This is a genomic window from Streptomyces pyxinae (assembly GCF_024756275.1).
In the GTDB taxonomy this organism is placed as follows: domain Bacteria; phylum Actinomycetota; class Actinomycetes; order Streptomycetales; family Streptomycetaceae; genus Streptomyces; species Streptomyces pyxinae.
Map to the genome: position 1 here is coordinate 156,726 of NZ_JANUGQ010000012.1, position 22,848 is coordinate 179,573.

Genomic DNA, 22,848 nt, shown 5'->3' on the forward strand with positions numbered 1-22,848 from the left:
GTCACCGGGGCCGTCCGGCGCGCGGCGTCCCGGGCGTGAGGCCGGCGGCCGACCGGGCGCCTCCAGCGACCTACCGCGCCCGGCCGCCCGCCCTGGTGGCCGGACCACCGGTCTCCGGGCCCGAGCCCGGCGCCCGGCCGGTCGGGGCACCGGGTGGGCCCCGTCGCCAGCCCGGCCGGTCGGGGGCACCGGGTTGACGGCCCCGGGCCACCGGGCGCCCGGACCCACTGGCCTCCCGCCCCGGGCCGGGCCGTACCCCCCGGCCTCAGCAGCAGCCCGCGTCGCCGCCGGTGGTCCGGTCGCCCGGGAGCGAGCGCCGGTTGCGGGCCTCCAGGTTCCGGGCGGCCAGCAGTTCGTCGGCCGGGTAGCCGACCTCCTCCAGGGTGAGCCCGTGCGGGCGCACCACATGGACCGCCGAGTCCCGGACGCCGGCCGCCAGCACCGTGCCGGGCCAGTCGGCCGGGCGGTGCCCGTCGCCCACGAAGAGCAGGGCGCCGACCAGCGAGCGGACCATGTTGTGGCAGAACGCGTCGGCCCGGACGGTGGCCTCCAGGATGCCGCTGGGCAGCCGCTCCCAGCGCAGCTCCTGAAGGGTGCGGATGGTGGTGGCGCCCTCCCGCCGCTTGCAGTAGGCCGCGAAATCGTGCTCGCCGAGGAGCGGCTTCGCCGCCTCGTTCATGGCGTCCACGTCCAGCGTCCAGTCGTGCCAGAGCACATGGCCGCGCAGCAGCGGGTCCACACCGCCCGGGTGGTCGGTGACCCGGTAGGCGTACCGCCGCCAGATGGCCGAGAACCGGGCGTTGAAGCCGCGCGGCGCCTCGCTCACCCGCCACACCCGTACGTCGTGCCCGAGCCGCCCGGCCAGCCGCCGCAGCAGCTTGTCCCGGTGCTCGGCCCAGAGCGCCTCGGGCAGGTCCACATGGGCGACCTGGCCCCGGGCGTGCACCCCGGCGTCGGTGCGGCCGGCCACGGTCAGCTCGTACGTCTCCGCCGACCTGGTCACCGTGCGCAGCGCGTCCTCGATCTCGCCCTGCACGGTCCGGCGCCCGCCGGCCTGCCGGGCCCAGCCGGAGAAGTCCCTGCCGTCGTACGACAGATCCAGCCGCACCCGGACGAAGCCGGGCTCCACCTCGTCGCTCACGCGACCGTTCCTTTCCTTCGCGTCGCCCGCACCGCCACCGCCCCCACGAGCCGGGGGCCGGCGGGGGCGTACGTACGGGAACGGGCCCGCCCCCGCCACAGGTGCGGGGTACGGGCCCGTGAGCCCCGGGACCGCGCTCAGGCGGCCCCGGAAGCGGGGACTCAGGCGTCCTTCGCCTCGGCGGCGGGAGCCTCGGTCTCCTCGGCCTTGGTGTCCTCGGCGGCCTTGGCCTCGTCGGACTCCTTCACCGCGCGCTTGGTCGCGGCCTCGGCCTCGGCGACGGTCGCCTTCTTGGCGATCTCGCCCTCGACCAGCTCGATGACCGCCATCGGGGCGTTGTCGCCACGACGGTTGCCGATCTTGGTGATACGGGTGTAGCCACCCGGGCGCTCGGCGTAGCGCGGCGCGATCTCGGTGAACAGGGTGTGGACGACACCCTTGTCCGTGATCGACTGCAGCACCAGGCGACGGTTGTGGATGTCGCCCTTCTTCGCCTTGGTGATCAGACGCTCGGCGACCGGACGCAGGCGGCGGGCCTTGGCCTCGGTGGTGGTGATGCGGCCGTGCTCGAAGAGCGACTTCGCCAGGTTGGCGAGGAGCAGCTTCTCGTGCGCGGCGCTGCCGCCCAGACGGGCACCCTTGGCGGGCTTCGGCATGGTGTTTCTCCTTGTGATCTGCACCGGCCGTGTCAGGTACCGGTGTCAGCCTGTGCGAAGGGCCGTCGCGCCCTCCGCGCACCCCTCCGGGGAATCCCGGGGGAAGTCCTGCGGGTCCCGCCGCCGGCCGGTGCGCGCGCGGGGCGCGCACCACCCGGTGGCGGGGTGGACCCCCGGTGGTACGGACGGACCGCTCGGGTCCGCCGCGCCGCACCGGAAGGGTCCGGCACTGCTCAGTACTGCTCGGTCTCCACGAAGCCCGCGTCCGCGTCGTCCTCGGCCCCGAAGGCGTCGGCGGCGGCGGTCGGGTCGAATCCGGGCGGGCTGTCCTTGAGGGCCAGGCCCATGCCGGCCAGCTTCGCCTTGACCTCGTCGATCGACTTCGCACCGAAGTTGCGGATGTCGAGCAGGTCGGCCTCGGAGCGGGCGACGAGCTCACCCACGGAGTGGATGCCCTCGCGCTTGAGGCAGTTGTAGGAGCGGACCGTGAGCTCCAGCTCCTCGATCGGCAGCGCCAGGTCGGCGGCGAGCGCGGCGTCCGTCGGGGACGGACCCATGTCGATGCCCTCGGCGTCGATGTTGAGCTCGCGGGCCAGGCCGAACAGCTCGACCAGGGTCTTGCCGGCCGACGCCATGGCGTCACGCGGGCGCATGGCCTGCTTGGTCTCGACGTCGACGATCAGCTTGTCGAAGTCGGTGCGCTGCTCGACTCGGGTCGCCTCGACCTTGTAGGTGACCTTGAGGACCGGCGAGTAGATGGAGTCGACCGGGATGCGGCCGATCTCCTGGCCCGCCTGCTTGTTCTGCACGGCGGAGACGTAGCCGCGACCGCGCTCGACGGTCAGCTCCATCTCCAGCTTGCCCTTGCCGTTGAGGGTGGCGAGGACCAGGTCGGGGTTGTGCACCTCGACACCGGCCGGCGGGGCGATGTCCGCGGCGGTGACCAGGCCGGGGCCCTGCTTGCGCAGGTACATCACGACCGGCTCGTCGTGCTCCGAGGAGACGACCAGCTGCTTGATGTTGAGGATGAGGTCGGTGACGTCCTCCTTGACGCCCGGCACGGTGGTGAACTCGTGCAGGACACCGTCGATGCGGATGGACGTGACCGCCGCACCCGGGATCGAGGAGAGGAGCGTACGGCGGAGCGAGTTGCCGAGGGTGTAGCCGAAGCCCGGCTCCAGCGGCTCGATGACGAACCGCGAGCGGTATTCGTCGACAACCTCTTCGGTCAGCGAGGGACGCTGAGCGATCAGCATGGTGTGTTCCTTCAGTCGTGGACGCCCGCTATTTGACGTCCGTCAGTACTGCGTACTGCAAGGGTACGGGCGGCACGGCCCCGAAGAGCCGTACCGCCCGGAACCCGAGAAGCAACCCGGCGGCCCGCGCCCGTGGCGCCCGGCCGCACGACCGCCGCGTCAGACGCGGCGGCGCTTCGGCGGGCGGCAGCCGTTGTGCGGGGTGGGGGTGACGTCCTGGATCGAGCCCACCTCGAGGCCGGTGGCCTGGAGGGAACGGATCGCGGTCTCACGGCCGGAGCCGGGACCCTTGACGAAGACGTCGACCTTGCGCATGCCGTGCTCCTGCGCGCGGCGGGCGGCCGACTCGGCGGCCATCTGCGCGGCGAAGGGGGTGGACTTGCGCGAGCCCTTGAAGCCGACGTGGCCGGCGGAGGCCCAGGAGATCACGTTGCCGGTCGGGTCCGTGATGGACACGATCGTGTTGTTGAACGTGCTCTTGATGTGCGCGTGACCGTGAGCGACGTTCTTCTTTTCCTTGCGGCGCACCTTCTTGGCAGCGCCCTGACGTCCCTTGGGGGGCATGTCTTAACTCCTACGGGAGGTGGTCGGTCCTACAGCGAAGACCGCTGATGAGCGTCCTGCTGCGGACTACTTCTTGCCCGGCTTCTTCTTGCCGGCGATGGCGCGACGCGGGCCCTTGCGGGTACGGGCGTTCGTGCTGGTGCGCTGGCCGTGGACCGGCAGACCGCGACGGTGGCGGAGACCCTGGTAGCAGCCGATCTCGACCTTGCGGCGGATGTCGGCCTGGATCTCGCGGCGGAGGTCACCCTCGGTCTTGAGGTTGGCGTCCACGTACTCGCGGATCTTGACCAGGTCCTCTTCGGCCAGGTCACGAACGCGGGTGCTCGGGTTCACACCGGTCGCGGCGAGAGTCGCCTGCGCCTGGGTGCGGCCGATGCCGAAGACGTAGGTGAGTGCGACCTCCACACGCTTGTCGCGCGGGATGTCGACACCGGAAACGCGTGCCATTCAATGGCTCCTGTGTGTTCGGGGGTCTGCCACAGCGCCGCTCCCGACCGCCGACCCTCGGATCCGTGCGCGTACACGAGGTACGTGCGCGGAAGGGGTGGTACGTCCGGGTCCCCGGCCCCCGCCGGAGGTGCCGTCAGCCGTGGGGCGCACGGCTTGGACGGGCGCTGCGTATGTTTCGGGTATTACTTGCGTCGCGCGAAGAACTGCGAGGTGCAGGTCGGCGTGCGTCAGCCCTGGCGCTGCTTGTGGCGCAGGTTGTCGCAGATGACCATGACCCGGCCGTGACGGCGGATCACCTTGCACTTGTCGCAGATCTTCTTGACGCTCGGCTTGACCTTCATGGGATGTGAGGTTCTCCGGGTCAGTGCCACCACCCCGCCGGAGCGGGATGCGGGCAAGATCTACTTGTATCGGTAGACGATCCGGCCGCGCGTCAGGTCGTACGGAGACAGCTCCACGACGACCCGGTCGTCCGGAAGAATACGGATGTAGTGCATCCGCATCTTTCCGCTGATGTGCGCGAGGACCTTGTGACCGTTCTGGAGCTCCACCTTGAACATGGCGTTCGGCAGGGACTCGATCACGGTGCCCTCAATCTCAATGGCACCTTGCTTCTTGGCCACGCTTCGCCCTTCGAATCGGCTACCTTGATCGACTTCCGTCGCCGCATGAGGACACACGGATACACGAGAGCCGACGCATCAGTCTACGTCAGGGCCTGTGAAAAGACGAATCCAGGGAGTCTGCCCACCCGGCAAGATCCTTATCCCACCGGGCCATCCCGGCCACCGGGCCATCCCGGGCCATCCCGGCCGCCCGGCCACCGATCAGCCTCGGCCGGCCAGCGGCACCCCGGCCACCGGCCCGGCCCACCCCGGTCCCGGGCCCCCGGCGGTCCCGTCCCGGCCCCGCCGCGGGCTCAGCCCAGCGGGTCCGGGGCGGCGGTGACGCCCAGCTCGGCCAGCTTCGCCCGGCCGCCGTCCGGGGCGGTGAGCACCAGCGGGCCCTGCTCGGTCAGCGCGACCGAGTGCTCCCAGTGCGAGGACCAGGTGCCGTCGGTGGTGATCACGGTCCAGTCGTCGGAGAGCACCTCGGTGCGGGGCGTGCCCAGCGACACCATGGGCTCGATCGCCAGGCAGAAGCCGGGCACCAGCTTCGGGCCCTTGCCGCGCTTGCGGGAGACGTAGTTCAGCAGGTGCGGGTCCATGTGCATCTCGGTGCCGATGCCGTGGCCGCCGTAGTCCTCGATGATCCCGTACTTGCCGGTGGCCGGGCGGGGCTGGCGGCGGATGTACGACTCGACGGCCCGGGAGATGTCCACCAGCCGGTTGCCGTTCCGCATCGCGGCGATGCCGGCCCACATGGACTCCTCGGTCACCCGGGAGAGTTCCAGCAGCTCCGGGGCGTGGCCGGAGCCGACGAAGGCGGTGTACGCGGCGTCACCGTGCCAGCCGTCCACGATGGCCCCGCAGTCGATGGAGATGATGTCGCCGTCCTTGAGCACCACGTCCTCGCTGGGGATGCCGTGGACCACGACCTCGTTCACCGAGGTGCAGATGGTGGCGGGGAAGCCGCCGTACCCGAGGAAGTTCGACTTGGCGCCGTGGTCCGCGATCACCTTGCGGGCGACCTCGTCCAGGTCCTTGGTGGTGGCGCCGGGCACCGCCGCCTCGCGGGTGGCCGCGTGGATGGCGGCGACGACCAGCCCCGCCTCGCGCATCTTCGCGATCTGCTCGGGAGTCTTGATCTGCACCATGTCGGCGGACGCCTTTCGGAAACGAGGGAGGAAGCGGTCGGGAGGAAGCCGGGGCACGGGCGCCGGCGGGCTCCGGAGCCGGTGCCGGACCGGAGCGAGCCCGGGGACGGACGAGCCGGTACCGGACGGACCCGGCGCGGGCCCGGTGTCCCGGGGGCTCCCATCCACGATACGGCCCGGGTCCCGGCACGGCGCCGGCCGCGGCTCCCCGGGGGGTGCCGCGGCCGGTGTGCGCGCCGTAACGGTTCCGCCGGCCGTACGGAGCGGAGCCGTACGACCGGCGGAACGACGAACTATTGATGAACCAACCAAACCGATCCGGCCCGGCCGGGCGGCGGTCAGGCCGCTTCCGGGCGACGGCGCAGCGCCTCCATGGCGCGCTCCGTCACCTCGTCCACCTTGCCGAGGGCCGAGATGGTCACGACCAGGCCCTGGGACTTGTAGTAGTCGATGATCGGCTCGGTCTGGGTGTGGTAGACCTCGAGCCGCTTGCGGACGGTCTCCTCGGAGTCGTCGTCACGCTGGTACAGCTCGCCGCCGCACAGGTCGCAGACGCCCTCGGCCCGGGGCGAGGCGTACGACACATGGAAGACGTGCGCGCTGTTGTTCCGGCAGATGCGGCGGCCGGCGATCCGCTTGACGACCTCGTCCTCCTCGACCTCCAGGTCGAGGACCGCGTCGAGCCGCATGGCCTCGGCGGTCAGCATGGCGTCGAGCGCCTCGGCTTGGGCGACATTGCGGGGGAAGCCGTCCAGCAGGAAGCCGCCCTCGGCGTCCGGCTGCTCCATGCGGTCCTTGGCCATGCCGATGGTGACCTCGTCGGGCACCAGGTTGCCCGCGTCCATGAACGCCTTGGCCTGCTTGCCCAGCTCCGTGCCCTGGCTGATGTTGGCCCGGAACAGGTCGCCCGTGGAGATGTGCGGGATGTCCAGGTTCTTGGCAAGGAACGCGGCCTGCGTACCCTTCCCGGCCCCGGGCGGTCCGACGAGGACGATTCGCATCAGCGGAGGAACCCTTCGTAGTTGCGCTGCTGGAGCTGGCTCTCGATCTGCTTCACGGTCTCCAGACCGACACCCACGATGATGAGGATGCTGGTGCCGCCGAACGGGAAGTTCTGGTTGGCACCGCCGAAGCCGGCCAACGCCATTGTCGGCACGAGAGCGATCAGGCCCAGGTACAGCGAGCCCGGCCAGGTGATCCGGTTGAGCACATAGCTCAAGTACTCGGCCGTGGGACGACCGGCCCGGATGCCCGGGATGAAGCCACCATACTTCTTCATGTTGTCCGCGACTTCCTCGGGGTTGAACGAGATGGCCACGTAGAAGAAGGCGAAGAACACGATCAGCAGGAAGTAGGCGACCGTGTGCAGCGGCTTGCCGTCCGAGAGGTGCTGCTGGACCCAGCCGGACCAGCTGGTGTCGTTGCCGGCGAACTGCACGACCAGTAGCGGGATGTAGAGCAGCGACGAGGCGAAGATGACGGGGATCACACCCGCCTGGTTCACCTTGAGCGGGATGTAGGTGGAGGTACCGCCGTAGGACCTGCGGCCGATCATCCGCTTCGCGTACTGCACCGGGATGCGGCGCTGGGCCTGCTCGACGAAGACCACCAGGGCCACCATCACGAAGCCGATCAGGATGACCGTGCCGAACTCGATCCAGCCCTGGGCGAGCTTGCCGCTCTGCTTGATGGCCCACAGGGCGCCCGGGAAGCCGGCGGCGATCGAGACGAACATCAGGATGGACATGCCGTTGCCGATGCCGCGGTCGGTGATCAGCTCACCCAGCCACATCACGACGGCGGTGCCGGCGGTCATGGTGATGACCATCGTGGCGGTGGTGAAGATGGAGCTGTTCGGGACGACCTGGCTCGCCACCGAGCAGCCGCTGAACAGACCGCCTGCGCGGGCGGCGGCGACGACACCGGTGCCCTGGAGGATGGCGAGGGCGACCGTGAGGTACCGGGTGTACTGCGTGATCTTCGTGGTGCCGGCCTGCCCCTCCTTCTTCAGGGCCTCCAGCCGGGGGATGACCACGGTCAGCAGCTGCAGGATGATGCTCGCCGTGATGTACGGCATGATCCCGAGCGCGAAGATCGTGATCTGCAGCAGCGCACCGCCGCTGAACATGTTCACGAGCCCGAACAGGCTGTTGTTGTTGCGCTGTGCCTCGTCCACACACTGCTGCACTGCCGGATAGCTGACACCGGGGACCGGGATGTGGGCCCCGAGCCGGTACAGAACGATGATGCCCAGCGTGAAGAGCAGCTTCTTGCGCAGGTCGGGCGTCTTGAACGCCCGGGCGAACGCGGTGAGCACGGTGCCTCCTGCGACCCCCGCGCTATGCGTCAGAGGTGACGGTCTTGAGGATCGACGAATTTAGCAACATTCGGACAGGCTCCCGCGCCGGCCGCCGGTGGGCGGACAGCGCGGGAAATTACCACAGTGGACGCCACCTTACCGGCGAGTGCGGTCCCCTAGGAACGACCAACCGGGGATGCCCCTTTTGTAGAGGCATCCCCGGTCGGATGTTCAAGCCATCGAGTCGTCTCAGACGAGCTCGGTGACGGTGCCGCCGGCGGCGGCGATCTTCTCCTTGGCGGAGCCGGAGACGGCGTCCACCGACACCTGCAGCGCCACGGAGATCTCGCCCTGGCCCAGGACCTTGACGAGGCTGTTCTTGCGCACCGCGCCCTTGGCGACCAGGTCGGCCACCGTGACCTCGCCACCCTGCGGGTAGAGCGCGGCCAGCTTGTCCAGGTTCACGACCTGGAACTCGGTGCGGAACGGGTTCTTGAAGCCCTTGAGCTTCGGGAGGCGCATGTGGAGGGGCATCTGCCCACCCTCGAAGCGCTCCGGAACCTGGTAACGGGCCTTGGTGCCCTTGGTGCCACGGCCCGCGGTCTTACCCTTGGACGCCTCACCACGACCCACCCGGGTCTTGGCGGTCTTGGCGCCCGGGGCAGGACGGAGGTTGTGGGCCTTCAGCGGGTTGTTCTCCGCCATGTCAGTCGACCTCCTCGACCGTCACGAGGTGCCGCACGGTGTGAACCATGCCGCGGAACTCGGGGCGGTCCTCCTTGACAACCACGTCGTTGACCCGCTTGAGGCCGAGCGAACGCAGGGTGTCGCGGTGGTTCTGCTTGCTGCCGATGTACGACTTCGTCTGCGTGATCTTGAGGCGAGCCATTACGCACCCGCTCCCGCACGCGCACGCAGCAGAGCCGCGGGGGCGACGTCCTCCAGCGGCAGACCGCGGCGGGCCGCGATCTCCTCGGGACGCTGCAGGCCCTTCAGGGCCGCCACGGTCGCGTGCACGATGTTGATCGCGTTGTCCGAGCCGAGCGACTTCGACAGGATGTCGTGCACGCCCGCGCACTCCAGGACGGCGCGCACCGGGCCACCGGCGATCACACCGGTACCGGGGGACGCCGGCTTGAGCAGGACGACGCCCGCGGCCTTCTCGCCCTGGATCGGGTGCGGGATGGTGCCCTGGATACGGGGGACCTTGAAGAAGTGCTTCTTGGCCTCCTCAACACCCTTGGCGATGGCGGCCGGCACCTCCTTGGCCTTGCCGTAACCGACACCCACGGTGCCGTCACCGTCGCCCACCACGACCAGCGCGGTGAAGCTGAAGCGACGACCACCCTTCACAACCTTGGCGACACGGTTGATCGCGACAACGCGCTCAACGTAAGCGGTCTTCTCGGCGGCAGCTGCGCCGCCGTCACGGCCCTTCCGGTCCCGCCGCTCGCCGCCACCGGCACCGCTTCCGCGGCGCTGGGGTCCAGCCATTGGAATTACCTCTCTTCGTTATCCGCTGAGCTACGGAACCGGCTCAGAACTTCAGGCCGGCTTCGCGGGCGGCGTCCGCCAGGGCGGCGATGCGCCCGGCGTACCGGTTGCCGCCACGGTCGAACACGACAGACTCGACACCGGCGGCCTTGGCACGCTCGGCCACGAGCTGGCCGACCTGCTTCGCCTTCGCCGACTTGTCGCCCTCGCCGCCGCGGATGGACGAGTCCAGGGTGGACGCCGAGGCGACCGTGTGGCCCTTGAGGTCGTCGATCACCTGAGCGGTGATGCCGCGGTTGGACCGGGTGACGACCAGACGCGGACGCTCCGCCGTACCCGAGATCCGCTTGCGGATCCGGATGTGGCGACGCTTCAGCGCGGCGCCCTTGTACGCCTTGCCCTTGGCGATCTTCACGCCGTATGCCATGGCTTACTTACCAGCCTTTCCGACCTTGCGGCGGATGACCTCGCCCGCGTACTTCACGCCCTTGGCCTTGTACGGGTCGGGCTTGCGCAGCTTGCGGATGTTCGCGGCGACCTCGCCGACCTGCTGCTTGTCGATGCCCTCGACCGAGAACTTGGTGGGGGACTCGACCTTGAAGGAGATGCCCTCGGGCGCCTTCACCAGGATCGGGTGGCTGTAGCCGAGCTGGAACTCCAGGTCGGAGCCCTTCGCGGCGACACGGTAACCGACACCGCTGATCTCGAGCGCCTTGGTGTATCCCGCGGTCACGCCGGTGATCATGTTGGCCACCAGCGTGCGGGACAGGCCGTGCAGGGCCTTGTTCTGACGCTCGTCGTTCGGACGGCTCACGTTGAGCACGCCGTCCTCACCCTTGACGATCTCGATCGGCGCGGCGACGGTGTGGGTGAGGGTGCCCTTGGGGCCCTTCACCTGGACCGTGCGGCCATCGATGGTGACGTCCACACCGGCGGGAACCGAAATGGGGAGCTTGCCGATACGCGACATTGGCTTTTCCTCCGTTCCCGACTACCAGACGTAGGCGAGGACTTCCCCACCCACGCCCTTCTTCTGCGCCTGCTGGCCGGTCAGGAGACCGTGGGACGTGGAGATGATCGCCACGCCCAGGCCGCCGAGGACCTTCGGCAGGTTGGTGGACTTCGCGTAGACCCGGAGACCGGGCTTCGAGATCCGCTTGATGCCCGCGATGGAGCGCTCACGGTTCGGACCGAACTTCAGGTCGAGCACGAGGTTCTTGCCGACCTCGGCGTCCTCGACCTTCCAGCCGGTGATGAAGCCCTCCTGCTGGAGGATCTCCGCGATGTGAGACTTGATCTTGCTGTGCGGCATGATCACGGAGTCGTGATACGCCGAGTTCGCGTTCCGCAGACGCGTGAGCATGTCCGCGATGGGATCAGTCATGGTCATGAATTGGCCTTCGGCCTCTCTCGCCGGGGTTTCCTGTCTGCGCCATCCCTCTCCCCACTCATGGGCGGGACGGGTGCGGCGCGGGGACCTACGGCGTAGTAAGTCGTAAGGGCGGCAGGCGCCCAACCCCACAAGCCTACGGCACGGGGGGCCGGGCTCCTGCCGACCAGATGCTTACCGAGAGACTCCGGTCATCCCCAAGTAGGGGATTACCAGGAGCTCTTGGTCACGCCCGGCAGCTCGCCACGGTGAGCCATCTCACGAAGGCACACGCGGCACAGGCCGAACTTGCGGTAGACGGAGTGGGGCCGGCCGCAGCGCTGGCAGCGGGTGTACGCGCGCACACCGAACTTCGGCTTGCGGGCGGCCTTAGCGATCAGAGCCTTCTTCGCCACGGTCAGTTCTCCTTGAACGGGAAGCCGAGGTGACGGAGGAGGGCACGACCCTCGTCGTCGTTGGTCGCCGTGGTGACCACGGTGATGTCCATGCCCCGGACCCGGTCGATCTTGTCCTGGTCGATCTCGTGGAACATGACCTGCTCCGTGAGACCGAAGGTGTAGTTGCCACGGCCGTCGAACTGCTTCGGGGACAGGCCGCGGAAGTCGCGGATGCGCGGCAGCGCGAGCGACAGGGTGCGGTCCAGGAACTCCCACATGCGGTCGCCACGGAGGGTGACGTGGGCACCGATCGGCTGGCCCTCACGCAGCTTGAACTGCGCGATGGACTTACGGGCCTTGGTGACGGCCGGCTTCTGACCGGTGATCGTGGTGAGGTCGCGGATGGCGCCCTCGATCAGCTTGGAGTCGCGGGCGGCGTCGCCCACACCCATGTTGACCACGATCTTGACGAGGCCGGGGATCTGCATGACGTTCTCGTACGAGAACTCCTCACGCAGCTTGCCCGCGATCTCCTCGCGGTACTTCGTCTTCAGACGCGGAGTGGTGGTGGTAGCCATCAGATGTCCTCACCCGTCCGCTTGGCAACGCGGATCTTGTTGCCCTCGTCGTCGAAGCGGTAACCGACGCGCGTGACGACCTTGTTGCCGTCCTTCTCCACCACGAGCTGAACGTTGCTCACGTGGATCGGGGCCTCGGTCGTGACGATGCCACCGGTCTGCGAACCGCGAGCGGTCTGACCGGCCTTGGTGTGCTTCTTGACCCGGTTGACACCCTCGACCAGGACGCGGTCCTCGCGGGGGAAGGCCGCGATGACCTTGCCCTGCTTGCCCTTGTCCTTACCGGTGATGACCTGGACCAGGTCGCCCTTCTTGATCTTCATGCTTACAGCACCTCCGGCGCGAGCGAGATGATCTTCATGAACTTCTTCTCGCGCAGCTCACGGCCGACCGGGCCGAAGATGCGGGTGCCGCGAGGGTCGCCGTCGTTCTTGAGGATGACGGCGGCGTTCTCGTCGAAGCGGATGTACGAGCCGTCCTGGCGGCGGCGCTCCTTCACGGTGCGAACGATGACCGCCTTGACGACGTCACCCTTCTTCACGTTGCCACCGGGGATCGCGTCCTTGACGGTGGCGACGATGACGTCACCGATGCCCGCGTAGCGGCGGCCCGAGCCACCGAGAACACGGATGCAAAGGATTTCCTTGGCACCAGTGTTGTCGGCGACACGCAGCCGCGACTCCTGCTGGATCACGTCTTATCTCCTGATTGTCTGCCGGTTCCCGGCGGGGCCGCGGTCTCCTGCGGCCCCGCCGAGCCTGGCGGAACGAACCTGAGGGATACCCCTCAGGTGCTTACTTGGCCTTCTCGAGGATCTCGACGACGCGCCAGCGCTTCGTCGCGGACAGCGGCCGGGTCTCCATGAGGAGGACGCGGTCGCCGACACCCGCGGCGTTCTGCTCGTCGTGGGCCTTGAGCTTGTTGGTACGGCGGATGACCTTGCCGTACAGCGCGTGCTTCACACGGTCCTCGACGGCGACGACGACGGTCTTGTCCATCTTGTCGCTGACGACCAGACCCTCGCGGGTCTTGCGGAAACCGCGGGCGGTCTTCTCTTCAGTCACGTTGCTCTCGCTCATCAGGCGCTCTCCACCGTCTCGATGCCCAGCTCGCGCTCGCGCATCAGGGTGTAGATCCGCGCGATGTCCTTACGGACGGACTTGAGCCGGCCGTGGTTCTCGAGCTGACCGGTCGCCGCCTGGAAGCGGAGGTTGAACAGCTCTTCCTTGGCCTCGCGGAGCTTGGCGACAAGCTCTTCGTTGCCCAGCTCGCGCAGCTCGGACGTCTTGGTTCCGGCCGACATCACGCTTCACCTGCCTCGCGCTTGACGATCTTGCACTTCATCGGCAGCTTGTGAGCCGCACGGGTCAGCGCCTCACGCGCGATCTTCTCGTTCGGGTAGGACAGCTCGAACATCACCCGTCCGGGCTTGACGTTCGCGATCCACCACTCCGGCGAACCCTTACCGGAACCCATGCGGGTCTCGGCCGGCTTCTTGGTCAGCGGACGGTCCGGGTAGATGTTGATCCAGACCTTGCCGCCACGCTTGATGTGGCGGGTCATCGCGATACGGGCCGCCTCGATCTGGCGGTTGGTCACGTACGCCGGAGTGAGGGCCTGGATGCCGTACTCGCCGAACGCGACCTGCGTACCACCCTTGGCCATGCCATCACGCTTCGGGTGGTGCTGCTTGCGGTGCTTGACCCTACGGGGGATCAGCATTTCGGTCAGGCCTCCGTTCCGGTGCTCTCAGCAGCAGCCGGAGCAGCGGCGGCGTCGGCCTTGGGGGCCTCGGCACCGGCGTTCTGCTGCGGCTTGCGGCCGCGACCGCCACGCTCGCCACCGCGGCCACCACGGGCCGGGCGGTCGGCGCCGCCACGGGCCGGGCGGTTGCCGGCGCGGGCGGCGGCGTTCTCGGCGCGGACCTCGGCGATGTTCTTGACGTCGCCCTTGTAGATCCAGACCTTCACGCCGATGCGGCCGAAGGTCGTCTTGGCCTCGAAGAAGCCGTACTCGACGTTCGCGCGGAGCGTGTGCAGCGGCACCCGGCCCTCGCGGTAGAACTCCGAGCGGGACATCTCGGCGCCGCCGAGACGGCCACCACACTGGATCTTGATGCCCTTGGCGCCCGCCTTCATCGCCGACTGCATGCTCTTGCGCATGGCACGGCGGAAGGAGACGCGGGAGGAGAGCTGCTCGGCGACGGCCTGCGCGACCAGCTGAGCGTCCACCTCGGGGTTCTTGACCTCGAGGATGTTCAGCTGGACCTGCTTGCCGGTGAGCTTCTCCAGGTCGCCGCGGATGCGGTCGGCCTCGGCGCCGCGGCGGCCGATGACGATGCCCGGACGCGCGGTGTGGATGTCCACCCGCACGCGGTCACGGGTGCGCTCGATCTCGACCTTGGAGATGCCGGCGCGCTCCATGCCGGACGTCATCATCCGGCGGATGGCGACGTCTTCCTTGACGTAGTCCTTGTACAGCTTGTCGGCGTACCACCGCGACTTGAAGTCGGTGGTGATGCCGAGCCGGAACCCGTGCGGGTTTACCTTCTGGCCCATTACCGGGTTCCTTCCTTGCTGCTGACGACCACGGTGATGTGGCTGGTCCGCTTACGGATCCGGTAGGCACGGCCCTGGGCGCGCGGCCGGAACCGCTTCAGGGTCGGACCCTCGTCCACGTACGCCTCGCTGATGAACAGCGACGAGGCGTCGGTGTGGTCGTAGTTGTGCGCGGCGTTGGCGATGGCGCTGTCCAGCACCTTGCCGACCGGCACGCTCGCGGCCTGCGGAGCGAATCGCAGGACCGCCTGAGCCTCCGTGGCGTCCATGCCACGGATGAGGTCCACCACGCGGCGGGCCTTCATGGGCGTGACGCGGATGTACCGCGCCTGGGCCCTGGCTTCCATGGTTGTCCCTTCGGTGTAAGTCATGAGTCGTTCCACTCCGCGTTAGCGGCGCTTCGACTTCCGGTCGTCCTTGACGTGGCCGCGGAAGGTGCGAGTCGGCGAGAACTCGCCGAGCTTGTGGCCGACCATCGACTCGGTGACGAACACCGGGATGTGGGTCTTGCCGTTGTGCACCGCGATCGTGTGGCCGAGCATGGCCGGGACGATCATCGAGCGACGGGACCAGGTCTTGATGACGTTCTTGGAACCGGCTTCGTTCTGGGCGTCCACCTTCTTGATCAGGTGGTCGTCGACGAAGGGCCCCTTCTTGAGACTGCGCGGCATCTAAACCCGCTCCTAGCGCTTCTTGTTCGTCTTGCGGCGGCGGACGATGTACTTGTTGCTCGCCTTCTTGGGAGAACGAGTACGACCCTCCTTCTGACCCCACGGGGAGACCGGGTGGCGACCACCGGAGGTCTTGCCCTCACCACCACCGTGCGGGTGGTCAACCGGGTTCATCGCCACACCGCGGACGGTCGGGCGGACGCCCAGCCAGCGCTTGCGGCCGGCCTTGCCCCAGTTGATGTTCGACTGCTCGGCGTTGCCGACCTCGCCGATCGTGGCGCGGCAGCGCACGTCGACCAGCCGGATCTCACCGGACGGCATGCGCAGGTGGGCCATCTGGCCCTCCTTCGCGAGCAGCTGCACGGAGGCACCCGCGGAGCGGGCGAACTTGGCGCCACCGCCGGGACGGAGCTCGATCGCGTGGATCGTGGTACCGACCGGGATGTTGCGGAGGGCCAGGTTGTTGCCCGGCTTGATGTCGGCGCCGGGGCCGTTCTCGACCCGGTCGCCCTGGGAGAGGCCGCGCGGGGCGATGATGTAGCGCTTCTCGCCGTCCACGTAGTGGAGCAGCGCGATGCGCGCGGTGCGGTTCGGGTCGTACTCGATGTGAGCGACCTTGGCCGGCACGCCGTCCTTGTCGTGACGACGGAAGTCGATCACGCGGTAGGCGCGCTTGTGGCCACCGCCCTGGTGGCGGACGGTCACACGACCGGCGTTGTTACGGCCGCCCTTGCTGTGCAGGGGGCGGACCAGCGACTTCTCCGGCGTGGACCGCGTGATCTCGACAAAGTCGGCGACGCTGGACCCACGACGGCCCGGAGTCGTCGGCTTGTACTTGCGGATACCCATTTCTCAGTCCTCGTCCGATATTCGGACGATCCGGACCGCCCTTAGGCGGTCGGACCGCCGAAGATGTCGATACGGCTGCCCTCAGCAAGGGTGACGATGGCGCGCTTGGTGTTGGCGCGCTTACCGAAACCGGTGCGGGTGCGCTTGCGCTTGCCCTGACGGTTGATCGTGTTCACGCCCACGACCTTGACCGAGAAGACGGCCTCGACGGCCTGCCGGATCTGGGTCTTGTTGGCGCGGGGGTCCACGACGAACGTGTACTTGTTCTCGTCCAGCAGGGCGTAGCTCTTCTCGGAGACGACCGGCTTGACGAGAATGTCGCGCGGGTCCGAGAAGGTCTTGCTGGTGACGACGGCCTCGGTCATCAGGCGTCGCTCCCTTCGGTCTCAGCGGTCTGGGGGCCAGACACGAAGGACTCGAAGGCGGCCTTGGTGAAGACCACGTCGTCGGAGACGATCACGTCGTACGTGTTCAGCTGGCCCGGCTCCAGGATGTGAACCTGGGGCAGGTTGCGGGCGGACAGCCACGCGGCCTCGTCGGAGCGCTCGACGACCAGGAGCAGGTTCTTCCGCTCCGAGATCTTGCCGAACAGCGTCTTGGCGGCCTTGGTGGAGATGTCGCCGTCGACCACGCCGGTGACGACGTGGATGCGGGAGTGGCGCGCCCGGTCCGAGAGGGCACCGCGCAGGGCGGCGGCCTTCATCTTCTTCGGGGTCCGCTGCGAGTAGTCACGCGGCACGGGGCCGTGGACCACGCCACCGCCGGCGAACTGCGGGGCGCGGGTCGAACCCTGACGGGCGCGGCCGGTGCCCTTCTGGCGGTACGGCTTCTTGCCACCACCGCGGACTTCGCCACGGGTCTTGGTCTTGTGCGTGCCCTGACGGGCAGCGGCCAGCTGCGCGACGACGACCTGGTGGATCAGCGGAACGCTGGTCTTGGCGTCGAAGATCTCCGCGGGGAGCTCGACGGTCCCGGCCTTGTCGCCCGCCGGCGAAAGGATGTCAATGGTGCTCATCGGTTACCTCAGGCCCCCTTGGCCGCGGTACGGACCAGGACGAGGCCGCCGTTCGGACCGGGGACCGCGCCCTTGATGAGCAGCAGACCCTTCTCCGCGTCAACGGCGTGGACGGTCAGGTTCTGGGTGGTGACCCGCTCGTTGCCCATACGGCCCGCCATGCGGAGGCCCTTGAACACACGGCCCGGGGTGGCGCAGCCACCGATGGAACCGGGCGAGCGGTGCTTGCGCTGGGTGCCGTGACCGGCGCCGAGGCCCCTGAAGTTGTGACGCTTCATGACACCGGCGAAGCCCTTGCCCTTGCTCTTGCCGGTGACGTCGACCTTGACGCCCGACTCGAACACGGAGGCGGTGATCTCCTGGCCGAGGGTGTACTCGCCGGCGTCGGCGGTACGGATCTCCACCAGGTGGCGGCGCGGGGTGACGTCGGCCTTGGCGAAGTGGCCCTTGAGGGGCTTGTTCACCTTGCGGGGGTCGATCTCGCCGAAGGCGATCTGGACCGACTCGTAGCCGTCGCTGTCGTTGGTGCGGATCTGGGTGACGATGCACGGCCCGGCCTTGACGACGGTGACCGGGACCACCCGGTTGTTCTCGTCCCAGACCTGGGTCATGCCGAGCTTCTCGCCCAGAACGCCCTTAATGTTCTTAGCCATCTCGCGCGTCACCTCAGAGCTTGATCTCGATGTCGACGCCCGCCGGCAGGTCGAGACGCATGAGCGAGTCGACCGTCTTCGGCGTGGGGTCGAGGATGTCGATGAGGCGCTTGTGCGTGCGCATCTCGAAGTGCTCGCGCGAGTCCTTGTACTTGTGCGGCGACTTGATGACGCAGTACACGTTCTTCTCAGTGGGCAGCGGCACCGGGCCCGCGACCGACGCACCCGTGCGGGTCACCGTCTCGACGATCTTCTTCGCCGAGGAGTCGATGACCTCGTGGTCGTAGGCCTTGAGCCGGATGCGGATCTTCTGTCCCGCCATGGCTACTCAGTAGTCCTGTCTCTCGTAACGCTCTGGAACCTGATGGGCCGCGCCCCGCCGGCGGCCTCTCGGCCGTCCGTCGGCGTGCTGTTCTCCTCCGACCCACGCGGTCGGGCGTGTCGCAACCCCTCTACGCAGATCTCCCGAAGGATTTCCCAACCAAGGGGGTGCGGGCCCGAGGACCGCGAGGCGGGGCGGAGAACACCCACCGGGTGCCTGGTCGGCGCCCCGCTGACACTTCCCGGAAGATTCCCGTACGTCCGCCCCTGCGCCTTTCGGCGCACTGCATGGGACGACGAGTACTGTGGGACTCGCTTCCGGTCCCCCCGGCGGGAGGCGCGCAGCATCGGCACTCAACCGAGCAACCCCGACAGTCTGCCATACGGGGAAAGCCCGGCGCCAATCGAGCTGAAGAGATTACCCCACCGGACGACGAGATACGCGTCACCCCTCCGCGGGCTCTCCGTGCACTCTCCGCAGGCCCGCACCGGGCCCGGCCGGGCGGCGCCCCGCCGACGGGCTCACCCCTCCACCAGGCGGGCGAGGCCGTCCAGGAAGGCGCGCAGGCCGGTCTCGAAGAGGTGGTCGAAGTCGAGGTCGTAGCCGTCCGGGCCGAGCTCCCGGACGAGCCGGCCGAACACCGGGAACCGCCCGGACAGTGTCACCGCCTCCACCCCGGTGAGCTGCGTCTCCATCCACTCCTCGTCGTCGAGGCCGGTCGCCGCCCGGGCCTGCGCCTCCCGCTCCAGGTGCACCGCGAGCCCCTCGATGTGGCCGTGCAGCAGCACGCTGATGTCCAGCATCCGGCCCGGGGCCAGCCCCCGGCCGTCCAGCGCGGCGAGCGTCCACTCGCCGTGCGCCAGCAGGTTCGGGATCAACTGGGGGCGGGTGAGCGGCCCCAACTGGGCGAGCCACGGGTGGCGGCGGTAGAGCGCCCAGCGGATCCGGGCGCTCGTCTCCAGCCGCTCCCGCCACCCGCCGGCCGGCGGCTCGGGACAGGACAGCTCCCCGAAGGCCGCGTCGGCCATCAGCAGCACCAGCTCCTCCCGGCCGCCGACGTACCGGTACGGGGACATGGCGGCCACCCCGAGCCGGGCCGCCACCCCCCGCATGGTGAGCGCCGCCAGCCCCTCGGCGTCCGCGATGGCGATGGCGGCCCGGACGATCCGGTCCCGGCTGAGGTCGTCCGGGGCGGGCCCCGCGCCGCCGGCGGCCGGTCCCGCGGCGCGAGGGCCGGCGGGCGGGGCGGCCGCCGCCCCGGCGCCCGGGGGACGGGCCGGGCCGGGCCGGGGGGCGACGACGGTGCCGACGCGCGGGCGGGCCTCCACGGTGCCCTCCAGCCGGAGCGCGGTGAGCGCCTTGGTCGCGGTGGCGAGCGCCACCCCCCAGTCGGCGGCGAGCCGCCGGGTGGACGGCACCCGGTCGCCGGGCGCCAGCTCGCCGGCGGCGATCCGTCGCCGGAGATCGGCGGCGATCCGGAGGTAGGGAGGGTCGGTCCGCTCGGCCACACCGGCCTCCTTCTCGAAAAATATTTCGCTCAGCTGTGCCTCTGTTCTAGCACAGAGACCACCTGGGCACCTCCGGCCCGACAGTGCGGCAACCGCCGACTGACCTAGTACAGAAGCGGTTTGCACCCCATTGAACACCCTGCGCGTACGCCGTACATTCAGAGGCGTACGGCGTATTCGCACTGTCTACGCTGGCCACGGGGGTCATAGCGAGGAGGTCGACCGACCATGCGGAACGTACTGATCTCGGGCGGGGGCATCGCCGGCTGTGCGCTGGCGCTGCTGCTGTCGGAGCGGGGCTTCGCGCCCACGGTGGTGGAACGGGCGCCGGCGCCGCGCACCGGCGGCCAGGCGGTGGACGTACGGGGCGTCGCCCTGGAGGTGCTGGAGCGGGCGGGACTGCTGGAGCGGGCCCGGGAGGCGCGCACCCGGATGCGCGGGATGTCGGTGCTGGACGCCGAGGGTCACGAGGTCGAGCGCTCCACCGAGTTCACCTACAGCAGCGGCCGGCTGGACGGTCCGGACATCGAGCTGCTCCGCGAGGACCTGGTGGAGCTGCTCCTGGCGGCCACCCGCGAGCGGGGCGGCACGGAGTACGTCTTCGGGGACGGCCTCACCGCGCTCACCGAGGAGCCGGGCGGCGTCCGGGCCGACTTCCGGCACGGCCCGTCCCGGGTCTTCGACCTGGTGGTGGGCGCCGACGGGCTCCGCTCGGCGGTGCGGCACCTGGTCTTCGGACCGGCCGAGGAGTTCACCCACCACCTCGGCAGCTATGTCGCCGTCTTCGGCGCGGAGAACTTCCTGGGCCTGGAGGACTGGCAGGTCTGGTACCGGAACGAGGGCACCGGCTTCGGCATCATGCCGGTGCGCGGCAACACCGAGCTGCGGGTCGCCGCCGGGTTCGACTCCGGGCCGCTGCCCCGGGACACCGACCTGCGCGCGGTGATCAGCGGGCGGCTGGCCGCCGTGCCCTGGGAGGGCGACCGGCTGGCGAAGGCCGCCCGGGAGGCGCCGGACTTCCACTGCGACGCCATCGCCCAGGTGCGGATGGACCACTGGTCGCACGGGCGCGCGGTGCTGCTGGGCGACGCCGGGTACTGCCCGACCCCGCTCTCCGGACAGGGCACCAGCCTGGCCCTGGTCGGCGCCCATCTGCTGGCCGAGGCCCTCGCCGGGGCCGACGGCGACCACGCGGCCGCCTTCGCCCGGTACGAGGCCCGGATGCGGCCGTTCGTCGCGCTCAACCAGGCGCTGGCCACCGAGAACCCGGGCGGCCCGCCCGCCGAGGCGTCGATGGCCCGGGCCAAGGCCGGGATCTCCCTGGACGGGTGACGGCCCCCGGGGCGGCGGCCCCCGGGGCGGGAGGCTCCGGGGCGGCCGGGCGGCGGAGCCGTACGACCGGGGGCGCGGCGGGGGCCGTGGGCGGGACCGGGGGCCCGGGTATGCGGGCGGTCGGGCCGGGCGCCGGCCGGCCGGGGCCGCCGGGGGTCGGTGGGTGGCCGGTCAGGCGGGGTGCGGGGCGGCCGGGGCGGGGTCGGCCAGGACCGCGAGCAGCCGGTCCGCGAACGCCTCCGGGTGTTCAGCGGCGCCCACATGGCCGCCCGGGAACTCCACGAGCCCGGCGCCCAGCAGCTCCGCCAGCCGCAGTGCGGGACCGGCCAGCGGCACCTGCGCCCGGGAGTCCCGGCCCACCGCCAGGACCAGCCGGCCGGCGGCCCGGCGCAGCGCCCCGGTGTCCGGGACCACCGAGGTGAACGGAACCAGCATCCGGTCCAGGAACACGGGCATGTTGGCGTGCATCCGTTCGGCCATCGCGCGGACGGCGGGCGGCAGTTCGGCCAGGGCGGCCGTACGGGCGGGTGCCGGGGCGGTCGCGGGGGCCGGTGCCGGGGCGGCCGTACGGGCGGGTGCCGGGGCGGTCGCGGCGGCCGGTTCCGGAGCGGCCGCACGGGCGGGGGCGGGTGCCGTCGGCTCCGCCGTGGCCACCGGCTCCTCCGGGGCTTCCGCTGCCGCCGCGGGCTCGGTGGCCTCGGCGAATCGGGCCATCGCGGCGGCGGCGCCCCGGGCCCGGAAGACCTCCCGGACCTCGGCGAAGAGCGCGCGGTACGGCGCGGGGTCGGCCAGCGCCTCCACCAGCGGCGGCTCGTGGGCGACCACCCGCCGCAGCCGGTCCGGGTGCCGGGCCAGCAGGTCGAGCGCCACGATCGCGCCCGAGCTGCTGCCGAAGACGTACGCGGGCTCGTCCGGCGAGACCAGGGCGAGCAGCCGGTGCACGTCGTCGCTCCACTCCGCCACCCGCTGGTCGGTGAGCGGGCCGTCCAGCCGGCTGCGGGACAGCGGGCGCGGGTCGTAGGAGACGACCGTGTACCGGGTGGCGAGCGCGTCCGCCATGGCGTCGTAGACCCCGGCGTCGGCGGCGCCGCCCGGTATCAGCAGCAGCACCGGACCGCTGCCGCGCCACTCGTAGTGCAGCGTGGCGCCGGACACCCGGAGCGTTCCGGTGCGGGGCGTGGGGGTGGTGGTCATGGGTTCTTCCGTTCGTGCGGTGGCCGGTGCGCGGGCTCCCCGGACGGGGCCCGCGGCCAGTTCTCCAGGAGCAGATGGAGGGCACCGAGCGACCGGGCCCAGGAGTCCGCGACCGCGCGGGGATGGCCGAAGGCGCCCCGGAGCTCCAGATCCACGTAGCCGTGGAAGGTGCTCCGCAGCAGCCGCCCGGCGTCGGTCAGATCGGGTTCGGCGAGGCCGTAGCCGCGCAGCATCCCGTACGTCAGCTCGACGCTCCGCCGGAAGCCGGGCGCGTCCGCGAGCTCCTCGGCCTCCTCCGGCTCCAGCCGCAGTTGGGTGGCGGCGTACCGGCCGGGGTGGTCGAGGGCGTACGCCCGGTAGGCGTCCGCGAACGCGACCAGCGCGTCCCGTCCGGCGCGCCCCGCCACCGCCACACCGATGCGGTCGGTCATCTCGTCCGCGCCCAGCAGCGCCACCCGGACCCGCAGCTCGCGGAGGCTGCGCACATGGGCGTACAGGCTGGCGTCCCGGACCCCGAACCCCCGGGCGAGCGCGGAGAGCGTGACCGCCTCCAGACCCTCCCGGTCGGCCAGTTCGGCGGCGGCCCGGGTGAGCCGGTCGACGGTGATGCCCGCGCGCGCCATGCGTACCTCCGGATGGTGGGTGGGGGCCGGGGAGGGGCGGTCGGCCACCCCGGCGCGGGAGTTCGTTCCTCACTTCCCCAGGCAGAAACCTAGAGCCCCTAGGGAAAGCCGTCCACCGAATTACCCGTTCAGCGGTTGCCCGGGCCGGCAAGGGGCTTCGGC

General features: G+C 70.0%; 35 protein-coding genes. 1 reads left to right on the forward strand and 34 read right to left on the reverse strand.

Features of this window, described 5'->3' with window-relative positions; genetic code table 11:
* Positions 1-265 precede the first annotated feature (265 nt).
* From truA to NX801_RS16235, 32 genes are all read right to left on the reverse strand, one after another.
* The gene (gene truA, locus NX801_RS16080; protein ID WP_258788402.1) at positions 266-1,141 is read right to left on the reverse strand and encodes a tRNA pseudouridine(38-40) synthase TruA; all 876 of its coding nucleotides are present in this window, start codon (positions 1,139-1,141) and stop codon (positions 266-268) included.
* 161 nt (positions 1,142-1,302) lie between these two features.
* The gene (rplQ, locus tag NX801_RS16085; protein WP_258788403.1) at positions 1,303-1,797 is read right to left on the reverse strand and encodes a 50S ribosomal protein L17; all 495 of its coding nucleotides are present in this window, start codon (positions 1,795-1,797) and stop codon (positions 1,303-1,305) included.
* A 233-nt stretch (positions 1,798-2,030) separates the two neighbouring features.
* Positions 2,031-3,053, reverse strand: a complete 1,023-nt coding sequence (locus NX801_RS16090) for a DNA-directed RNA polymerase subunit alpha (protein WP_258788404.1) — start codon at positions 3,051-3,053, stop codon at positions 2,031-2,033.
* Positions 3,054-3,212: 159 nt separating this feature from the next.
* On the reverse strand, positions 3,213-3,617 hold the full coding sequence (gene rpsK / locus NX801_RS16095; RefSeq protein WP_003948617.1) for a 30S ribosomal protein S11: 405 nt from the start codon (positions 3,615-3,617) through the stop codon (positions 3,213-3,215).
* Between the two features lie 66 nt (positions 3,618-3,683).
* Positions 3,684-4,064 (reverse strand): 30S ribosomal protein S13, encoded by a 381-nt coding sequence (gene rpsM / locus NX801_RS16100; RefSeq protein WP_258788405.1) that lies wholly within the window; start codon positions 4,062-4,064, stop codon positions 3,684-3,686.
* A 230-nt stretch (positions 4,065-4,294) separates the two neighbouring features.
* On the reverse strand, positions 4,295-4,408 hold the full coding sequence (gene rpmJ, locus NX801_RS16105; protein ID WP_003956441.1) for a 50S ribosomal protein L36: 114 nt from the start codon (positions 4,406-4,408) through the stop codon (positions 4,295-4,297).
* A gap of 60 nt (positions 4,409-4,468) precedes the next feature.
* Positions 4,469-4,690, reverse strand: coding sequence for a translation initiation factor IF-1 (gene infA / locus NX801_RS16110; protein ID WP_003956442.1), 222 nt, complete (start codon positions 4,688-4,690; stop codon positions 4,469-4,471).
* A gap of 296 nt (positions 4,691-4,986) precedes the next feature.
* Entirely contained in the window at positions 4,987-5,823 is an 837-nt protein-coding gene (gene map, locus NX801_RS16115; RefSeq protein ID WP_258788406.1) for a type I methionyl aminopeptidase, read from the reverse strand.
* A 338-nt stretch (positions 5,824-6,161) separates the two neighbouring features.
* Positions 6,162-6,824, reverse strand: coding sequence for an adenylate kinase (locus NX801_RS16120; RefSeq protein WP_258788408.1), 663 nt, complete (start codon positions 6,822-6,824; stop codon positions 6,162-6,164).
* The gene (gene secY, locus NX801_RS16125) at positions 6,824-8,140 is read right to left on the reverse strand and encodes a preprotein translocase subunit SecY (RefSeq protein ID WP_258788409.1); all 1,317 of its coding nucleotides are present in this window, start codon (positions 8,138-8,140) and stop codon (positions 6,824-6,826) included. The genes NX801_RS16120 and secY overlap by 1 nt, the downstream gene beginning before the upstream one ends.
* A 231-nt stretch (positions 8,141-8,371) precedes the next feature.
* Positions 8,372-8,827 (reverse strand): 50S ribosomal protein L15, encoded by a 456-nt coding sequence (gene rplO, locus NX801_RS16130; RefSeq protein ID WP_258788410.1) that lies wholly within the window; start codon positions 8,825-8,827, stop codon positions 8,372-8,374.
* Position 8,828: 1 nt separating this feature from the next.
* Positions 8,829-9,011 (reverse strand): 50S ribosomal protein L30, encoded by a 183-nt coding sequence (gene rpmD / locus NX801_RS16135; RefSeq protein ID WP_071273185.1) that lies wholly within the window; start codon positions 9,009-9,011, stop codon positions 8,829-8,831.
* Entirely contained in the window at positions 9,011-9,616 is a 606-nt protein-coding gene (rpsE, locus tag NX801_RS16140; protein WP_005313527.1) for a 30S ribosomal protein S5, read from the reverse strand. The genes rpmD and rpsE overlap by 1 nt, the downstream gene beginning before the upstream one ends.
* Positions 9,617-9,659: 43 nt before the next feature.
* Entirely contained in the window at positions 9,660-10,043 is a 384-nt protein-coding gene (rplR, locus tag NX801_RS16145) for a 50S ribosomal protein L18 (RefSeq protein ID WP_258788411.1), read from the reverse strand.
* 3 nt (positions 10,044-10,046) lie between these two features.
* Complete coding sequence (rplF, locus tag NX801_RS16150) at positions 10,047-10,586, reverse strand: 50S ribosomal protein L6 (protein WP_258788412.1); 540 nt, start codon at positions 10,584-10,586, stop codon at positions 10,047-10,049.
* 21 nt (positions 10,587-10,607) lie between these two features.
* A complete protein-coding gene (rpsH, locus tag NX801_RS16155) occupies positions 10,608-11,006 on the reverse strand; it encodes a 30S ribosomal protein S8 (protein ID WP_258788413.1) in 399 nt (132 codons plus the stop codon).
* A gap of 209 nt (positions 11,007-11,215) precedes the next feature.
* Positions 11,216-11,401, reverse strand: a complete 186-nt coding sequence (locus NX801_RS16160; RefSeq protein WP_003956452.1) for a type Z 30S ribosomal protein S14 — start codon at positions 11,399-11,401, stop codon at positions 11,216-11,218.
* A gap of 2 nt (positions 11,402-11,403) precedes the next feature.
* The gene (gene rplE / locus NX801_RS16165; RefSeq protein WP_258788414.1) at positions 11,404-11,961 is read right to left on the reverse strand and encodes a 50S ribosomal protein L5; all 558 of its coding nucleotides are present in this window, start codon (positions 11,959-11,961) and stop codon (positions 11,404-11,406) included.
* Positions 11,961-12,284 carry a 50S ribosomal protein L24 gene (rplX, locus tag NX801_RS16170; protein WP_019888758.1) on the reverse strand — a complete coding sequence of 108 codons (324 nt, stop codon included), beginning with the start codon at positions 12,282-12,284 and terminating at the stop codon, positions 11,961-11,963. Before rplX ends, rplE begins: the two co-directional genes overlap by 1 nt.
* Positions 12,285-12,286: 2 nt before the next feature.
* On the reverse strand, positions 12,287-12,655 hold the full coding sequence (gene rplN / locus NX801_RS16175) for a 50S ribosomal protein L14 (protein WP_003956455.1): 369 nt from the start codon (positions 12,653-12,655) through the stop codon (positions 12,287-12,289).
* Between the two features lie 100 nt (positions 12,656-12,755).
* Positions 12,756-13,040 carry a 30S ribosomal protein S17 gene (gene rpsQ / locus NX801_RS16180; protein WP_067283945.1) on the reverse strand — a complete coding sequence of 95 codons (285 nt, stop codon included), beginning with the start codon at positions 13,038-13,040 and terminating at the stop codon, positions 12,756-12,758.
* Entirely contained in the window at positions 13,040-13,264 is a 225-nt protein-coding gene (rpmC, locus tag NX801_RS16185; RefSeq protein ID WP_258788415.1) for a 50S ribosomal protein L29, read from the reverse strand. The genes rpsQ and rpmC overlap by 1 nt, the downstream gene beginning before the upstream one ends.
* Positions 13,264-13,683 carry a 50S ribosomal protein L16 gene (gene rplP / locus NX801_RS16190; RefSeq protein ID WP_258788416.1) on the reverse strand — a complete coding sequence of 140 codons (420 nt, stop codon included), beginning with the start codon at positions 13,681-13,683 and terminating at the stop codon, positions 13,264-13,266. The genes rpmC and rplP overlap by 1 nt, the downstream gene beginning before the upstream one ends.
* Positions 13,684-13,688: 5 nt before the next feature.
* Positions 13,689-14,519, reverse strand: coding sequence for a 30S ribosomal protein S3 (rpsC, locus tag NX801_RS16195; protein WP_258788417.1), 831 nt, complete (start codon positions 14,517-14,519; stop codon positions 13,689-13,691).
* The gene (rplV, locus tag NX801_RS16200; RefSeq protein WP_009327087.1) at positions 14,519-14,866 is read right to left on the reverse strand and encodes a 50S ribosomal protein L22; all 348 of its coding nucleotides are present in this window, start codon (positions 14,864-14,866) and stop codon (positions 14,519-14,521) included. Before rplV ends, rpsC begins: the two co-directional genes overlap by 1 nt.
* 42 nt (positions 14,867-14,908) lie before the next feature.
* Positions 14,909-15,190: a 30S ribosomal protein S19 gene (rpsS, locus tag NX801_RS16205; protein WP_007384069.1), complete on the reverse strand. Its 282-nt coding sequence runs from the start codon at positions 15,188-15,190 to the stop codon at positions 14,909-14,911.
* Between the two features lie 12 nt (positions 15,191-15,202).
* Positions 15,203-16,039 (reverse strand): 50S ribosomal protein L2, encoded by an 837-nt coding sequence (gene rplB, locus NX801_RS16210; RefSeq protein ID WP_258788418.1) that lies wholly within the window; start codon positions 16,037-16,039, stop codon positions 15,203-15,205.
* Between the two features lie 41 nt (positions 16,040-16,080).
* Positions 16,081-16,404: a 50S ribosomal protein L23 gene (gene rplW, locus NX801_RS16215; protein ID WP_258788419.1), complete on the reverse strand. Its 324-nt coding sequence runs from the start codon at positions 16,402-16,404 to the stop codon at positions 16,081-16,083.
* Entirely contained in the window at positions 16,404-17,054 is a 651-nt protein-coding gene (gene rplD, locus NX801_RS16220; protein WP_258788420.1) for a 50S ribosomal protein L4, read from the reverse strand. The genes rplW and rplD overlap by 1 nt, the downstream gene beginning before the upstream one ends.
* Before the next feature lie 8 nt (positions 17,055-17,062).
* Positions 17,063-17,707, reverse strand: a complete 645-nt coding sequence (gene rplC / locus NX801_RS16225; RefSeq protein ID WP_258788421.1) for a 50S ribosomal protein L3 — start codon at positions 17,705-17,707, stop codon at positions 17,063-17,065.
* 13 nt (positions 17,708-17,720) lie between these two features.
* Positions 17,721-18,029, reverse strand: coding sequence for a 30S ribosomal protein S10 (gene rpsJ / locus NX801_RS16230; protein WP_003948644.1), 309 nt, complete (start codon positions 18,027-18,029; stop codon positions 17,721-17,723).
* Positions 18,030-18,550: 521 nt separating this feature from the next.
* The gene (locus NX801_RS16235) at positions 18,551-19,537 is read right to left on the reverse strand and encodes a TetR/AcrR family transcriptional regulator C-terminal domain-containing protein (RefSeq protein ID WP_258788422.1); all 987 of its coding nucleotides are present in this window, start codon (positions 19,535-19,537) and stop codon (positions 18,551-18,553) included.
* Between the two features lie 228 nt (positions 19,538-19,765).
* Between NX801_RS16235 and NX801_RS16240 the strand changes: the two genes are divergently transcribed.
* Positions 19,766-20,869, forward strand: coding sequence for an FAD-dependent monooxygenase (locus NX801_RS16240; protein ID WP_258788423.1), 1,104 nt, complete (start codon positions 19,766-19,768; stop codon positions 20,867-20,869).
* Positions 20,870-21,040: 171 nt separating this feature from the next.
* Here the strand turns inward: NX801_RS16240 and NX801_RS16245 are convergent, their stop codons facing one another.
* Together NX801_RS16245 and NX801_RS16250 are read right to left on the reverse strand one after the other, a co-directional pair.
* Positions 21,041-22,063 (reverse strand): alpha/beta fold hydrolase, encoded by a 1,023-nt coding sequence (locus NX801_RS16245; RefSeq protein WP_258788424.1) that lies wholly within the window; start codon positions 22,061-22,063, stop codon positions 21,041-21,043.
* Entirely contained in the window at positions 22,060-22,686 is a 627-nt protein-coding gene (locus NX801_RS16250) for a TetR/AcrR family transcriptional regulator (RefSeq protein ID WP_258788425.1), read from the reverse strand. Before NX801_RS16250 ends, NX801_RS16245 begins: the two co-directional genes overlap by 4 nt.
* Positions 22,687-22,848 lie beyond the last annotated feature (162 nt).

Coding starts and splice junctions, on each gene's coding strand:
- rplX (WP_019888758.1), bottom strand. CDS start 12,284: ATGAAGATCAAGAAGGGCGACCTGGTCCAGGTCATCACCGGTAAGGAC.
- NX801_RS16250 (WP_258788425.1), bottom strand. CDS start 22,686: ATGGCGCGCGCGGGCATCACCGTCGACCGGCTCACCCGGGCCGCCGCC.
- rplF (WP_258788412.1), bottom strand. CDS start 10,586: ATGTCGCGTATCGGCAAGCTCCCCATTTCGGTTCCCGCCGGTGTGGAC.
- rplC (WP_258788421.1), bottom strand. CDS start 17,707: ATGGCTAAGAACATTAAGGGCGTTCTGGGCGAGAAGCTCGGCATGACC.
- NX801_RS16090 (WP_258788404.1), bottom strand. CDS start 3,053: ATGCTGATCGCTCAGCGTCCCTCGCTGACCGAAGAGGTTGTCGACGAA.
- rpmC (WP_258788415.1), bottom strand. CDS start 13,264: ATGTCGGCCGGAACCAAGACGTCCGAGCTGCGCGAGCTGGGCAACGAA.
- rplB (WP_258788418.1), bottom strand. CDS start 16,039: ATGGGTATCCGCAAGTACAAGCCGACGACTCCGGGCCGTCGTGGGTCC.
- rplQ (WP_258788403.1), bottom strand. CDS start 1,797: ATGCCGAAGCCCGCCAAGGGTGCCCGTCTGGGCGGCAGCGCCGCGCAC.
- map (WP_258788406.1), bottom strand. CDS start 5,823: ATGGTGCAGATCAAGACTCCCGAGCAGATCGCGAAGATGCGCGAGGCG.
- rpsH (WP_258788413.1), bottom strand. CDS start 11,006: ATGACCATGACTGATCCCATCGCGGACATGCTCACGCGTCTGCGGAAC.
- rpsC (WP_258788417.1), bottom strand. CDS start 14,519: ATGGGCCAGAAGGTAAACCCGCACGGGTTCCGGCTCGGCATCACCACC.
- rpsK (WP_003948617.1), bottom strand. CDS start 3,617: ATGCCCCCCAAGGGACGTCAGGGCGCTGCCAAGAAGGTGCGCCGCAAG.
- rplV (WP_009327087.1), bottom strand. CDS start 14,866: ATGGAAGCCAGGGCCCAGGCGCGGTACATCCGCGTCACGCCCATGAAG.
- rpsJ (WP_003948644.1), bottom strand. CDS start 18,029: ATGGCGGGACAGAAGATCCGCATCCGGCTCAAGGCCTACGACCACGAG.
- rplW (WP_258788419.1), bottom strand. CDS start 16,404: ATGACCGAGGCCGTCGTCACCAGCAAGACCTTCTCGGACCCGCGCGAC.
- NX801_RS16245 (WP_258788424.1), bottom strand. CDS start 22,063: ATGACCACCACCCCCACGCCCCGCACCGGAACGCTCCGGGTGTCCGGC.
- rplD (WP_258788420.1), bottom strand. CDS start 17,054: ATGAGCACCATTGACATCCTTTCGCCGGCGGGCGACAAGGCCGGGACC.
- rpsQ (WP_067283945.1), bottom strand. CDS start 13,040: ATGAGCGAGAGCAACGTGACTGAAGAGAAGACCGCCCGCGGTTTCCGC.
- rplR (WP_258788411.1), bottom strand. CDS start 10,043: ATGGCATACGGCGTGAAGATCGCCAAGGGCAAGGCGTACAAGGGCGCC.
- rpsM (WP_258788405.1), bottom strand. CDS start 4,064: ATGGCACGCGTTTCCGGTGTCGACATCCCGCGCGACAAGCGTGTGGAG.
- rpsS (WP_007384069.1), bottom strand. CDS start 15,190: ATGCCGCGCAGTCTCAAGAAGGGGCCCTTCGTCGACGACCACCTGATC.
- rpsE (WP_005313527.1), bottom strand. CDS start 9,616: ATGGCTGGACCCCAGCGCCGCGGAAGCGGTGCCGGTGGCGGCGAGCGG.
- rplO (WP_258788410.1), bottom strand. CDS start 8,827: ATGGCGGAGAACAACCCGCTGAAGGCCCACAACCTCCGTCCTGCCCCG.
- NX801_RS16120 (WP_258788408.1), bottom strand. CDS start 6,824: ATGCGAATCGTCCTCGTCGGACCGCCCGGGGCCGGGAAGGGTACGCAG.
- rplP (WP_258788416.1), bottom strand. CDS start 13,683: ATGCTGATCCCCCGTAGGGTCAAGCACCGCAAGCAGCACCACCCGAAG.
- NX801_RS16240 (WP_258788423.1), top strand. CDS start 19,766: ATGCGGAACGTACTGATCTCGGGCGGGGGCATCGCCGGCTGTGCGCTG.
- rplE (WP_258788414.1), bottom strand. CDS start 11,961: ATGGCTACCACCACCACTCCGCGTCTGAAGACGAAGTACCGCGAGGAG.
- rpmD (WP_071273185.1), bottom strand. CDS start 9,011: ATGGCTCGCCTCAAGATCACGCAGACGAAGTCGTACATCGGCAGCAAG.
- rpmJ (WP_003956441.1), bottom strand. CDS start 4,408: ATGAAGGTCAAGCCGAGCGTCAAGAAGATCTGCGACAAGTGCAAGGTG.